The 13,274-nt window shown below is 67.6% G+C and carries 11 protein-coding genes; 8 read left to right on the forward strand and 3 right to left on the reverse strand.

What is annotated here, in order from left to right; translation table 11 throughout:
* Nucleotides 1-34: 34 nt before the first annotated feature.
* From AC1U2B_RS00815 to AC1U2B_RS00825, 3 genes are read left to right on the forward strand one after another with little or no spacing between them, the layout of a single operon-like run.
* Nucleotides 35-2,773 carry a molybdopterin-dependent oxidoreductase gene (locus AC1U2B_RS00815; RefSeq protein WP_480215317.1) on the forward strand — a complete coding sequence of 913 codons (2,739 nt, stop codon included), beginning with the start codon at nt 35-37 and terminating at the stop codon, nt 2,771-2,773.
* Nucleotides 2,770-3,252, forward strand: coding sequence for a nucleoside deaminase (locus AC1U2B_RS00820; protein ID WP_053853880.1), 483 nt, complete (start codon nt 2,770-2,772; stop codon nt 3,250-3,252). Before AC1U2B_RS00815 ends, AC1U2B_RS00820 begins: the two co-directional genes overlap by 4 nt.
* Before the next feature lie 2 nt (nt 3,253-3,254).
* Nucleotides 3,255-4,400, forward strand: coding sequence for an XdhC family protein (locus AC1U2B_RS00825; protein WP_480215729.1), 1,146 nt, complete (start codon nt 3,255-3,257; stop codon nt 4,398-4,400).
* On the opposite strand, the gene AC1U2B_RS00830 is transcribed toward AC1U2B_RS00825, so the two are convergent.
* Complete coding sequence (locus AC1U2B_RS00830; RefSeq protein WP_480215318.1) at nt 4,343-4,894, reverse strand: nucleotidyltransferase family protein; 552 nt, start codon at nt 4,892-4,894, stop codon at nt 4,343-4,345. The genes AC1U2B_RS00825 and AC1U2B_RS00830 overlap by 58 nt on opposite strands.
* A gap of 65 nt (nt 4,895-4,959) precedes the next feature.
* On the opposite strand from AC1U2B_RS00830, the gene AC1U2B_RS00835 reads away from it, so the two are divergent.
* From AC1U2B_RS00835 to AC1U2B_RS00850, 4 genes are read left to right on the forward strand one after another with little or no spacing between them, the layout of a single operon-like run.
* Nucleotides 4,960-5,538 (forward strand): tRNA-specific adenosine deaminase, encoded by a 579-nt coding sequence (locus tag AC1U2B_RS00835; RefSeq protein ID WP_480215319.1) that lies wholly within the window; start codon nt 4,960-4,962, stop codon nt 5,536-5,538.
* 21 nt (nt 5,539-5,559) lie between these two features.
* Entirely contained in the window at nt 5,560-6,798 is a 1,239-nt protein-coding gene (mshC, locus tag AC1U2B_RS00840) for a cysteine--1-D-myo-inosityl 2-amino-2-deoxy-alpha-D-glucopyranoside ligase (RefSeq protein WP_480215320.1), read from the forward strand.
* Nucleotides 6,799-6,829: 31 nt separating this feature from the next.
* Complete coding sequence (locus tag AC1U2B_RS00845; RefSeq protein WP_480215321.1) at nt 6,830-7,705, forward strand: SDR family oxidoreductase; 876 nt, start codon at nt 6,830-6,832, stop codon at nt 7,703-7,705.
* Entirely contained in the window at nt 7,702-9,129 is a 1,428-nt protein-coding gene (locus AC1U2B_RS00850; protein WP_480215322.1) for a DUF1254 domain-containing protein, read from the forward strand. Before AC1U2B_RS00845 ends, AC1U2B_RS00850 begins: the two co-directional genes overlap by 4 nt.
* A gap of 4 nt (nt 9,130-9,133) precedes the next feature.
* Here the strand turns inward: AC1U2B_RS00850 and AC1U2B_RS00855 are convergent, their stop codons facing one another.
* Both AC1U2B_RS00855 and AC1U2B_RS00860 read right to left on the reverse strand, forming a co-directional pair.
* Nucleotides 9,134-11,176, reverse strand: a complete 2,043-nt coding sequence (locus AC1U2B_RS00855) for a glycoside hydrolase family protein (protein WP_480215323.1) — start codon at nt 11,174-11,176, stop codon at nt 9,134-9,136.
* Between the two features lie 11 nt (nt 11,177-11,187).
* Nucleotides 11,188-12,786: a hypothetical protein gene (locus AC1U2B_RS00860; protein ID WP_480215324.1), complete on the reverse strand. Its 1,599-nt coding sequence runs from the start codon at nt 12,784-12,786 to the stop codon at nt 11,188-11,190.
* Here AC1U2B_RS00860 and AC1U2B_RS00865 point away from each other — a divergent pair.
* Nucleotides 12,758-13,132, forward strand: coding sequence for a hypothetical protein (locus AC1U2B_RS00865; protein ID WP_480215325.1), 375 nt, complete (start codon nt 12,758-12,760; stop codon nt 13,130-13,132). The genes AC1U2B_RS00860 and AC1U2B_RS00865 overlap by 29 nt on opposite strands.
* The last annotated feature ends 142 nt before the right edge of the window (nt 13,133-13,274 follow it).

Raw genomic sequence — 13,274 nt, forward strand, 5'->3', positions numbered from 1 at the left:
CCAGCGGCCAGTTGCAACGCGCAATGGCGTGCGTATGAGATTTGATGTCAACGGCACGGCCGTCGAAGCCGACGCTCGCCCGGGGCAGTGCTTGCGTACCCTGCTCCGGGAAACCGGGCACCTCGACGTCAAGAGGGGATGCGACGCCGGCGACTGCGGAGCGTGTGCGGTCATCCTCGACGGCGTGCCGGTGCACTCCTGCATCTACCCTGCCGCCCGGGTGGGTGGCCGCGCTGTCACCACGGTTGCCGGGCTCGCCGACGGCGATGACCTCCATCCGATGCAGCGTGCGTTCTGCGACAACTTCGCCTTTCAATGCGGCTTCTGCACCGCCGGAATGATCGTCACCGCCGCCACCCTCGAGCCGGACGACCTCGGTGATCTCGACCGTCGGATGAAGGGCAACCTGTGTCGTTGCACCGGCTACCGCCCGATTCGCGAGGCGATCCATGCGGCCGTCACGGGCAGTGGCGACGGCGTGGCCGTTGCGGGTCCGGCCATCGGACAGTCATTGCGGCCACCCGCCGGCCGCCGAATCGTCACCGGCCGCGAGCCCTTCACATTCGACTTCGACGTGCCCGGGCTGCTGCATCTCGCGGTGCTGCGGTCACCCCATGCGCACGCCCGGATTCTGGCGATCGATACCGCGGCCGCCGAGCAGGTGCCCGGGGTCGAACTGATCCTCACGCACCTCAACGTCGCGACGCCGCGCTTTTCCACTGCGCGCCACGAGATCCGGACCGACGACCCGGACGACACCCTCGTGCTCGACCCGGTCGTCCGCTTCATCGGACAACGGGTCGCGGAAGTGGTCGCCGACACGCCCGCGGCCGCGCAGGACGCGGCAAGCCGCATCGTGATCGAGTACGAGTTGCTGCCTGCAGTGTTCGATCCGGAGACTGCGAGGTCGGCGGGCGCGCCGCTGCTGCATCCGGACCGGACGCTCGAAGACGGTGTCGCCGACGCGTCGCGCAACGTGATCGCGGCGATGCATGACGGTTTCGGCGGCGACATCGACGAAGCCCTCGCGGACGCCGATGTCACGGTCGGCGGTACCTGGCGGACCGCGCGGGTCACGCACGCGCAGCTGGAAGCCCACGGCACCATCGGCTGGTTGGACGAGGACGGCCGGCTCACCCTGCGCACCAGCTCGCAGGTTCCGTTTCTGGTTCGCAAGGAACTGTGCCTCCTGCTCGGCCTGCCCGAGGACCGGCTGCGCGTGTACACCGCGCGGGTCGGTGGCGGTTTCGGCGGCAAGCAGGAGATGTTCACCGAAGACCTCGTCGCGGTCGCCGTATTGCGCACCGGGCGGCCGGTCGCGTACGAGATGTCGCGGACCGATGAGCTCACCGCAACGGCATACCGCCATCCCATGCGTGTCGAGGTGACACTCGGCGCCCGCTCCGACGGCACATTGACGGCGATGAAGCTGGCCGTGCTGAGCGACGGCGGCGCCTACGGAAACCATTCGCCGGGCGTCATGTTCCACGGTTGCGCGGAGTCGGTGTCCGTCTATCGATGCCCCGTCAAGCGGGTCGACGCCGAGGCCGTCTACACCAACAATCCGCCGTCGGGCGCGTTCCGCGGGTATGGGCTCGGCCAGGTGATCTTCGCGATCGAGAGTGCGCTCGATGAGCTGGCGCTGCAGCTGGGTATCGACCCGTACACCATTCGTCGCACGAACATGGTGCGCGACGGCGACGACTTGTTGATCGCCCATCCCGAACCCGAACCGGACCTGGTCTACGGCAGTTACGGACTCGATCAGTGCCTCGACCTGGTCGAGCGGGCCCTGGCCGGTGCCGGCGGCGAGCCTGTACCGCCGGGAGCCCAGTGGCGCACAGGGGAGGGCATCGCGTTGTCGGCAATCGCGACGCTGGCTCCGCGCGGCCATTACTCCTCGGTCAAGGTTCGGCTCACCCCGAGCGGGGGCTATGAGGTGGGCATCGGGACCGTGGAATTCGGCAACGGAACCACGACGGTACACACTCAGATCGCCGCCACCGCACTGGCCACCACGCCGGACCGGATCACGCTGCGCAACGGCGATACCGATGCCGCCGACTACGACACGGGAGCCTTCGCCTCCGCGGGGACCACGGTCGCAGGCAAGGCGTTGTACGCCGCGGCGTCCAGCATGCGCGAGCTGATCCTGGACACGGTCGTCCGGCTGACCGGCGAAGTCGGCGCGCTGGGTGAACACGGGGTCCAGACCGCTAGCGGGTTGGTGCGATTCGGCGACATCATCGCGGCCGTGCCGGCGCAGTATCGGGTGGGCGACGGCATCGAGACGACCGGAACCGAGACGGGTGAACTGCGTTCGATCGCGTTCAACGTGCAGGGATTCCGGGTCGCGGTCAATATCGAGACCGGGACGGTCAAGATTCTGCAGTCGGTGCACGCCGCCGACGCGGGCGTCGTCGTCAATCCGGCCCAGTGCCGGGGGCAGGTTGAAGGCGGCGTCGCCCAGGGCATCGGATCGGCGCTCTACGAAGAGATCATGATCGACGACTCGGGCCGGGTGTCGACGCCCACATTCCGCCTGTACCGGGTGCCCCAGATGGCCGACATTCCGGCGACGGCAGTGCTGTTCGCCGAGACCGCCGACGACCTCGGTCCCTACGGCGCGAAATCGATGAGCGAATCCCCGTACAACCCCGTGGCGCCCGCTCTGGCCAACGCGATTCGTCGCGCCCTCGGTGTGCGTCCATACGAACTCCCCATGTCGCGGGACCGAGTCTGGCGGCTGGCGCAGGAAGGAACACCGCAATGAACGCATCCACAGGTACCGACCCGAAGTGGCTTGGCGTCGCAATCGACCTGGCGACGGCCAACGTCGAAGCCGGCGGCGGGCCGTTCGGTGCAGTGGTCGTCGGTGCCGGTGAGTTGGTCTCCACCGGGCAGAACCGGGTTACGCAGAACCTTGATCCGACCGCACACGCCGAGGTCATGGCGATCCGGGCCGCCTGCGAGCGGGTCGGGAACTTCAGTCTTGCGGGGCACACGCTCTACTCGTCGTGCGAACCCTGCCCGCTGTGCCTGTCCGCGGCTTTGTGGGCGAGGGTCGATCGGATCGTGTTCGCGGCAGACCGCCACGACGCGGCCGTCGGCGGATTCGACGACCGGGCGTTCTACGAACTGTTCGACAAGCCTCGGGCGCACTGGGACGTCCCCGTCCAGCAGCACCGCCTGGACCGGTCTTTCCTGCCGTTCGAGACGTGGATCGGCAACAGCAACCGGGTTCAGTACTGACCATGGACGTCATCGAGGATTTGTTGGCCCGAACCCGACTCGGCGAGTCGGTGGCGCTGTGCACGGTGGTCGCTGCCAGTGGATCGACGCCTCACGGGCCGGGTACGTCGATGCTCGTGACCGGCGACGGCTGCGTCGTCGGCTCCATCAGCGGCGGTTGCGTAGAGAGCGAGGTGTACGAGCTGGCGCTGGAGGTGCTGTCCTCGGGCGAGCCGAGGCTCGTCAGCTACGGCGCCGGCGACGAGTCGGTGTTCTCTGTCGGTCTGATGTGCGGCGGAACCATCGATGTCTTCGTCGAACGAGTCGGCCCGTCGAACGTCGCGGAACTCGAGTTCGCGGTAAAAGTCGCCGACCGGGGTCGGACCGCTGTCCTGGCCACGCTCGTCAGCGCCGGCGGGCCGGCGCCGTCGGGTAGTGGGCCCGGTGGACACCTGGTGATCGCCGACCGGTCGGTGAAGGGCAGCCTCGGCGTCGGCTCGCTGGACGACGCTGTGGTGCGCGCCGCGGACTCGTTGACCACCAGCCGGACACTGAGCGGCCCTGGCGGCGACGTCGTCTTCGCGCGCGTACTGGCGCCCAGACCGCGGATGATCGTCTTCGGTGCGACCGACTTCGTCGCCGCTGTCGCGCACGCGGCGGCATTCGTCGGCTACCGCGTGACGGTATGCGACGCGCGAGCGGTATTCGCCACGAAAGACCGGTTTCCGATGGCCGACGAAGTTGTCGTGGACTGGCCCGATCGCTACCTCAGGCAACAGGCTGAAGCCGGGCTGATCGATGCGCGCACCGCGATCTGCGTTCTGACGCACGACGACCGCTTCGACGTGCCGCTACTCGAGGTGGCCCTGGCGTTGCCCGAGATCGGTTTCGTCGGCGCGATGGGCTCGCGCAGAACCCATGACGAACGGGTGGCACGGCTGCGCGAGCGGGGAATCGACGACAGTCAATTGGCCCGGCTGTCTTCTCCGATCGGACTGGATCTGGGCGGCCGAACTCCCGAAGAGATCGCGATCGCGGTCATGGCGGAGATCATCAGCCTGCGTGCAGGCGGCACAGGTCTGCCGCTGCGTGACCGCGACGGCGATGTTCATCAGCGGACCGGTGTGTCTGTGTCTTCACCCGTTGCCAGGTCCTCGCAGGGAACATGAAGCACGCCAACGCTGTTCAGGTATTCCTGTGCGCCGCGGTCGCCGCGAGCACGCGCACTGACCCGGTCCCAGTGACTGCGGCCGATCAGGACGGGGTGCCCGGGCGTGCCGGAGTAGGTCGCCCTGGCGAGCCGGTCCCGATTCGCGAGAGCACACAAGCGCGCGACGACGGCCGGACCGACATCGGGCAGATCCACGAGATGGATCAGCGCGGCCTCACCGTCGATCGCCGCGAGTCCCGCCCGCAGCGATGCCGCGATGCCTTCTTCCCACCCCGCCACCTCGATGACCGACGCCGTGTCGGGCACGAGCGCCGCGGCGCGTTCGTATTCGGCGCCGAGAACGACGGCAACAGAAGCGCAGCCACCCGAGAACAGCACGTCGACGGCGCGCTCAATTGCCCCGGGCACCAAGGCTTTCGGCATGCCGAACCGACGGCCCGCGCCCGCGGCCAGCAACAGCCCGGCGACCCGGGGTTGATCAGGCGGCCTCACCGTGCGGACGATACCGGCCCCGGCGTAACCATCCGCTCCGAAAACCACCGATGAGGAGTATTCACATGGAGCTCGTCCCACGACTGCTCGACGTGATCGAGTCCGACATCCTTCCGCTGACCGCGCACGGCGTTGCCGAGGGGAACAAGGTCTTCGGGGCTGCGCTGCTGCGTAAGACGGACCTGTCGTTGGTGCTGGCTGGGACCAACGCGGAAACGCGCAATCCGCTTTTTCATGGCGAGATCAACACACTCAACCAGTTCTACGAGATCGCAGACCGCCCGGCGACGCGTGACCTGCTGTTCCTGAGCACCCATGAGCCCTGCACGCTGTGCATGTCGGCGATCACCTGGGCCGGTTTCGACAACTACTACTACCTGTTCAGCCACGAGGACTCGCGCGAGCGCTTCGCGATTCCGCATGATCTGCGAATCCTGAAGGAGCTGTTCGGTCTGGACCCGGGCGGCTATCGACGAACCAACGCCTTCTGGACCGCTCACGGGATCAGCGACCTCGCCGATGCCGAGCCGGAACCGCTCCGCGGCGACCTGCACGATCGCATCGCGCGGATTTCTCGGCGGTATCAAGAACTGTCGCAGCAGTATCAGGAGTCGAAGCCGGGCAGCGACATTCCGCTGAGTTGACCGACGGCTAAAGTCGACGTCATGCGATCGTGGCTGGCGCCCAGCGTCCCGAACCTGCCGGGCCGCGGCCCCGAACTCCGGCTCTATGACACCGCCGACCGGCAGGTCCGTCCGGTCTCGGCTGGTCCGAAGGCCACCATGTACGTCTGTGGGATCACCCCGTACGACGCCACGCACCTCGGGCACGCCGCCACCTATCTGACCTTCGACCTGGTGCACCGGTACTGGCTCGACGCCGGTCACGACGTGCAGTACGTGCAGAACGTCACCGACGTCGACGACCCGCTGTTCGAGCGGGCCGCCCGCGACGGCATCGACTGGCGCGCCCTCGGGGACCGCGAGACCGAGCTGTTCCGGCAGGACATGACGGCGCTGCGGGTGCTGCCGCCGCACGACTACGTCGGCGCCATCGAGTCGATCTCCGAGGTCGTCGAGCTCGTCGAGAAGCTGCTGGCGTCCGGCGCGGCGTACGTCGTCGACGACCCCGAGTACCCCGACGTCTACTTCCGGGCCGACGCCACCACGCAGTTCGGCTACGAGTCCGGCTATGACCGCGACACCATGCTGGCGCTGTTCGGCGAACGCGGCGGCGACCCGGACCGCGCCGGCAAGGCCAGTCAGCTGGACGCCCTGCTGTGGCGGGTGCAGCGACCCGGCGAGCCGAGTTGGCCGTCGCCCTTCGGCGCCGGCCGGCCGGGCTGGCACATCGAGTGCGCGGCGATCGCGCTGAACCGCGTCGGCCCCGGCCTGGACATCCAGGGTGGCGGCAGCGACCTGACCTTCCCGCACCACGAGTTCTCTGCCGCACACGCCGAATCGGTAACGGGGGAGCGGCGTTTCGCCCGGCACTACGTGCACGGCGGGATGATCGGCTGGGACGGCCACAAGATGAGCAAGAGCCGCGGCAACCTGGTGCTGGTGTCACGGCTGCGGGCCGACGGTGTCGACCCGGGCGCCATCCGGCTGGGTCTGATGGCCGGGCACTACCGCGCCGACCGGTTCTGGAGCCCCGAGGTCCTCAGCACCGCCCAGATGCGGCTGCAGCGCTGGCGGGCGGCCACCGCACTGCCCGCCGGGCCCGATGCCACCGATCTGCTCGCCCGGGTCCGCCGGTACCTGGCCGACGATCTCGACACCCCGAAAGTCCTTGCCGCCCTTGATGGCTGGTCGACGGACGCGCTCGAGTACGGCGGGCACGACCCGGCCTCGCCGCGGTTGGTGGCCGACGCCGTCGACGCGCTGCTCGGGGTGACCCTCTAGTCACTTCGGCGTGAGAGTACTTTTTGCCACCATGGGTTCTGTGTACGGAAAAGTCGTCTTCATCACCGGTGGTGCTGCGGGGGTCGGGGCCGAGGTGGCCCGCCGGTTGCACCGCAAGGGCGCCAAGCTGGTGCTGACCGACGTCGACGCGGCGGCGCTGGACGCCACCGCCGCGACGCTCGGTGACGATGTCCTGACCGTGGTCGCCGACGTCCGCGACCTGTCGTCGATGCAGGCCGCCGCCGACGCGGCCGTCGACCGCTTCGGCGGTATCGACGTGGTGATGGCGAACGCCGGTATCGCGACCTACGGCTCGGTGCTGCAGGTCGATCCCGAGGCCTTCAAGCGGCTGCTCGACATCAACGTCCTCGGGGTGTTCCACACCGTGCGCGCCACGCTGCCGTCGGTCCTCGACCGCCGCGGCTACGTCCTGATCGTGTCGTCGCTGGCCGCCTACACCGCGGCACCGGGCCTGGCGCCCTACAACGCTTCCAAGGCCGCCGTCGAGCACTTCGCCAACGCGCTGCGTCTCGAGGTCGGGTACCGCGGCGTCGACGTCGGCTCGGCACACATGTCCTGGATCGACACCGCCATGGTCCGCGACACCAAGTCCGACCTGTCGACGTTCGCCGAGATGCTGACGAAGCTGCCGTGGCCCATCAGCAAGACGACGTCGGTCGACAAGTGCGGCGAGGCCTTCGTCGCCGGTATCGAGGGACGCAAGACCCGGGTGAACTGCCCCGGCTGGGTCGGCGCGCTGCGCTGGCTGCGGCCGCTGCTGGCGACGCGCATCGGTGAGGTGCCGGTGGCCAAGTTCGTGCCCGATCTGCTGCCCCGGATGGACGCCGAGGTGGCCGCGCTGGGCCGCTCATCCAGCGCTCAGGCCGAGCAATTCAGTAAGGGATGACGGTGCGGGTCGGCATCGTCTACCTCTGCCTGGCCGCCCTGTTGCTGGCGGCCACCGGCTGCTCCGGCCGCGAGTCGTCGGGCCCCTCGGCGCCGCAGCCGCCGACGCCGGAGCAGGTGCGGGCCATCGCGAAATCCGCTTACACATACGGATTTCCGATGGTCGACAACTACCGGGTCCAGTACTCGTACTTCGCCGACAAGGCCGGGCCCGAATACAAGGGCGCCTGGAACGAGATCCACAACACCGCACGTGTCTACACGCCGGAGGACAAGGCGATCCAGACGCCCAACTCGGACACGCCGTACTCGTTCCTCGGTGCCGATCTGCGTGCCGAGCCGTTGGTGCTGAGCGTCCCGCCGGTCGAGGCCGGGCGCTACTACTCGCTGCAGTTCGTCGACGGCTACACCTACAACATCGCGTACGTCGGCAGCCGCGCCACCGGTAACGGCGCAGGCAAATACCTGCTGGCCGGCCCGAATTGGCACGGTGCGACGCCGCCGGGCATCGAGCGGGTGATCCGCAGCTCGACCGAGCTGGCGTTCGTGCTGTACCGCACCCAGCTGTTCGGGCCGACCGACATCGAGAACGTCAAGAAGATTCAGGCCGGTTACCAGGTGACCCCGTTGTCGGGGTTCCTCAAGCAGCAGCCGCCACCGCCCGCACCGCCCATCGACTTCGTCGCCCCGCTGTCCGCGCAAGATGAGCGCACGTCGCCGAAGTTCTTCGAAATCCTCAACTTCGCAATGAAGTTCGCGCCGGCGCAACCTGCCGAGGAGGTCATGCGGCAGCGCTTCGCCACCATCGGCATCGGTCCCGACGGCACCTTCCGGGCAGACCAGCTGACACCCGAGAACCGCAAGGCCGTCGAGGACGGCATGGCCGACGCCTGGGCGGCGTTCGACACGTTCAAGAAGGACAAGTTCGACACCGACGAGGTGACGTCGGCCCAATTGTTCGGCACCGCAACCGATCTCAAGGGCAACTACCTGTACCGGATGGCCGGCGCGGTGCTCGGCATCTACGGCAACACCGCGGCCGAGGCGATCTATCCGGGGGCGGCGAACGACAGCACCGGCGCGCCGCTGATCGGTGCGAACAACTACACGCTGCGGTTCGCCCCCGGGCAGCTGCCGCCGGTCAACGCCTTCTGGTCGGTGACGATGTACGAGCTGCCGCAGAGCCTGCTGGTGCCCAACCCCATCAACCGGTACCTGATCAACTCGGCCATGTTGCCCACCCTGATCAAGGATCCCGACGGCGGCATCACGCTGAATCTGCAGAACAAGTCACCGGGACCCGCCCGCGAAGCCAACTGGCTGCCGGCCCCGGCCGGGCCGTTCGTCATCGCGATCCGGCTGTACTGGCCCAAACCCGAAGCGCTCGACGGTACCTGGAAGGCCCCGAAGCCGATCAAGGCCTGACCGTCTAGGTCGGCACGTTCTCGCGCAGGAACTTCGCCTGCTCGGCCGGGATCGCCGGCGTCGCGGGCCAGACGTCGGGTCCCCGCCGCACCTGGTCCTCCGGCTCGCCGGTGATGAAGAAGTCCGAAAGCGACCGCGAGACAACCTGATGCTTGCTGATCCAGCGGATGCCGCCGAACGCGTTGACCTCGATCTCGCCCTGGAACTCGAAGAGCCCGTTGCCCATCGGGTCGTAGGAGCCCTGATAGCGGAATGTCAACGGCCATTCGCGCGGGTCGCGGCTCACCGGTATGCGGCTCATCGCATTGACCGTGATGCGTAGGTCGGACTTCGACCAATCGCTCGATTCGGTCAGGACGCGTTCGAAGACCACCGACGTGATCTCGCCGTAGGCATTCCCGCTCCACACCACGTCGATCGTGGCGTGCGCGGTGCCTGCCCGGAACTGCGGCACCACGAGGAATCGCCGCCGGTAGTTCTGGGTCGCCGCCGCGACGCCCGGCATACCCAACCTGCCCTGTGGGGTGAGCAACCGGTGCGCGTCGTCGTAGGTCAGGCTGAACGATCCGGACGCGTCCTGGACACCTGCCTGCACGATCGCGCCCGCTGCCAGCCCCCACTCGACCACCTCGGCCAGGCCGATCGCGGCGGCCGCGGGGTTCTGTTGGTATGAGTACTCGTGCACCTCGCGTGACGCGGGGACGGCGACGGCGGTCGTGCCGCCACCGAAGAGCTCAGCCTCGGCGCGCCTGCGCTCCATCAGCCGCTCGTTCTCGACGATGCGGCCATCCTGACGCAGGCGTATCCACTTGCGCATCTCGCCCGGCACAGCGGCCAGATCGCCGGCATCGAGAAGCTTCAGCAGCGTGGACCTCAGCAGCGGTGTGGCGCCGATACCGACGCCGAAGCAGGCGAGCGCGTCGACCTGCGGTTGCGTCAGCGGGATCGCGATCCGGTCGGTGAGGAATGCCTCCACGGCCGCGATCCGGCGATCGAGTTCCGGTCCGGCCTGCTCCCACCGGAGGATGAAGGTGCGTCCGCTGGGCGAGACGGAACGAGGCACCGACATCCCCTTGGTCAGCGCCCGCGCGCCGGGCGGCACCACCGTGATGACCAGGCTCTGGCCGGTCGACGTCCCGCTCGATGCGGGCGGCAGGGCGTCGGTCGAGATCGTCATGCTGCCGGCGCCTACCACCTCAGGACGGCTCGCCACGATGAACGACAGGCCGCTGACATCGATCTTGGATGCCAGCAGTGCACCGGCGAGCGGGGCGATCGCGGTGACGATGGCGCGCAGCGTGGCATTGATCTCATCGATGGTCTTCCGGTACGCACCCGTCACCGCCGACTCGAAGGACTGACCGGCTTTCCACGCAGAGAAGAAAAAGTACGTCGTCGGCTCGGGCAGGTAGTTGTTCTCATGGCTGCCCGCGCTGGTGCGGGCGCCGATATCCAGCCACGCCTGGTTGAGGCTGGAGCCGACGCAGTTCATCATGTACACCGAGCGAATGCTCAGCGGGCCGCCGTATTCCCTTGCCAGTGAACGGATTCGGTCGCCGTCGATGCCGTTGTCAGCCGAGATGTAGTTGCTCCGCCCGTGGGTGAGGATCATCAGATCGATGACCTTGCCTGCGCGCGACGCGGCGAACAGGGCCGCCTTGAGTTCTGCGAAAGTGGCCGAGGAGTCCCGCAGAATCACGACGTCGCCGTAGCTGCCCGGCTTCGTCGCCGAGTAGCGGTTGAGCGTCAGTTCCGCCGTCTCGATCAGGTTGTCCGTCGTGGTCCGCAGCCATTCGCGTAGCGACGTCACGATCTGCGTCTTCATGCCGTCGCTGATGATCGACGATGCGCCGGGTATTTCGCTGATCAACTTGTCGACGAGGTCGGGCAGGCCGAGGTCGACGCCGCCGTTCTCGATGAGGACGATCAGTGTCCGGTCGGCAGCGGAAGCAGTCCCCGCGAAAGACCGGGCGCGGCCAGGACGATCGAGGACGCCGGTGCTGTAGTAGCGGCGGTCGAGGAACCGGTTGACGGTCGTGGTGCTCATCGCGGCTCTCCTCAGCTTCGCTCGTCGGAAAGGAATTTGCGCTCGATGAGTTCTTCAGCGATGAGCTTTCGCTGTCGTTCGAGCAGGTCGGCCGCGGCGGTGAGCAGCGTCTGCGAGTTGAGGTCGGTGAACAAGTCGATCGCCTTGAGCACCTGGGCGCGGCCCGCGGCGGTGGGTTTCGGCAGGTATTTCCGGACCTTCGCGATCTGTGCGCCGTGGTAGGCGACCGACAGCGGTCCTCGGTCGGCTTCGCTGACCAGGATTTCCGGGCTGAGGATGTTGTCGACGGATTGCTGGACGGCTTTGCGCATGATCGACAACGTGGGCTCGCCGAGGTAGTAGTCGCCCCTGAGCTTCCACGGTCCGTCGCCGTTGTCGTTGACGACCTCGACGCCGACTTCATTCAGGTGGTCGTGGAGCGTCTTCGCCACCAGGTTCTGGACCTTCGTGGGCTCCCGCTCCGCGATCTGGATCAGCAGCTTGCGGAAGGCGTTCTCGGTATCGATGTTCCACTGGATGAACAGCTTGCCGAGGTCTCTGGTGGGCAGCTCCAGCGGCGAGAAGGTTTCACGGATCGTGGGGCGCGCCCACGCGGCGGCGGCGAGCTTTTCGAGGAACTTCTTGGCAGCGGACGTCAAAGTGCTTGTGCCCTGGTAGAACTGGCGGCGGAAGCGGTTGATCACAACTTCCTTGTTCACCATATGCCCCGATGCGAACGCGTCGGTGAGGAAATGGTCGCCGAAAGCGTTTGTCGCGAGCGGCCCGAACGGCGCCACCGACGCGTTCGGGTGTGCAGCCACCAGGGCCTTCATCTCTTCGATCGCACGGTTGTGGTACTTCTCCCATTCCGACCTGTTGGTCGGTCTGGTGATGTGGTCGGTGAGTCCGAGCACATCGGGCGGGGAGAAGTGCGCGTAGTTGTCGTCCGCGAGCGCGAGGTAGCGCTTGTGCGTTGCGTCGTTCCACTGCTTGTGCGAGATGTCGTCGGGATCGTCCTTCGGTCGGCTGCCGATCGGCTTGCGATAGAAGGCGGTGTTGCGGGTGATCAGCGCCTTGAGCTGGCTGAGTTCGGCCGGGGCGGCATTCTTCAGATCGTCGACGGTGTCGTAGAAGTCACCCATGGCAACCAGCTGCCCGTACGAAAACGCCACGCCCGCACCGCTACCGACCGTCAACTGGTCGGGATAGAGGTCACCCGCGGACAGCACGTGCTCGCCGGTGTCGTACATCGCCACGCTGCGTTCAGGCGCCAGGGCCATGGTGAGCGCGGCGCCCGCGCAGCCGGGGACCAGGGCGACTCCGGAAAGCACCTCGGGCGCAATGACGGGCTGCGACATGGTTTCGGTGATCGGCGGTGCCGAGGGCGGCGCCGGGACCCGCGAAGCCGCGGCGGCATTGCGTTCGAACTGCTCGAAGCGGCGCAGATCGTGGGTGCCGAGGTCGTAACTGTTCGCGTAGGCCATGCTGGCGCGGATCTTGTCGAAGATCTCTTGGGTATTCGGGCTGTCCACCGGACGTCCTGGGTCCGACATCGGGACGGCGGCCGATCCCTGCGCGCCGCCGCCGGACAGGATGGCGCGGATGTCGTTTGCCAGGTCCGCGTCCGTCAACGGCGAGCCTGCGATGGACGCGGGCAGCGCAGATTCGGTGGGCGGTACCGGCATGGGTTGTGTCGGGGCCGGAGAGGGCGCGGGCATGGGTTGGGCCGGCGTCGGCGATGGTGCGGGCATCGGTTGTGCCGGGGACGGCGCCAAGGGTGGCAGGGCGGACGACGGCGGTGGGGGTTCCGCTGGCGCGGAGAGTGTTTCGGGGGGAGTCGAGGCTGCCGGCGGCATTGCGGCGGGCGGCTGCAGCGGCGGCGGTGAGGGTGCGGGGTCGACGGGCCGGGCGACGACAGCGGGGACTCGGTCCACCACGTATTCAGGCAGCTCTTCGGCCGCGCTGACGCTCGGCTGAGGGATCACCTCGGTGCCCGAATCGGCGGTCATCGTCACAGATCGCCGTGTCCGCTGATCGGGGTGTTGGTCCGAACTCTCCTGTGCGCAGCCGTATCTCGTTCGCATCAACCAGTCGAATTCGAGGTCGCGAGTTGCTGATT

It is taken from the genome of Mycolicibacterium sp. P4_G11 (assembly GCF_056555145.1).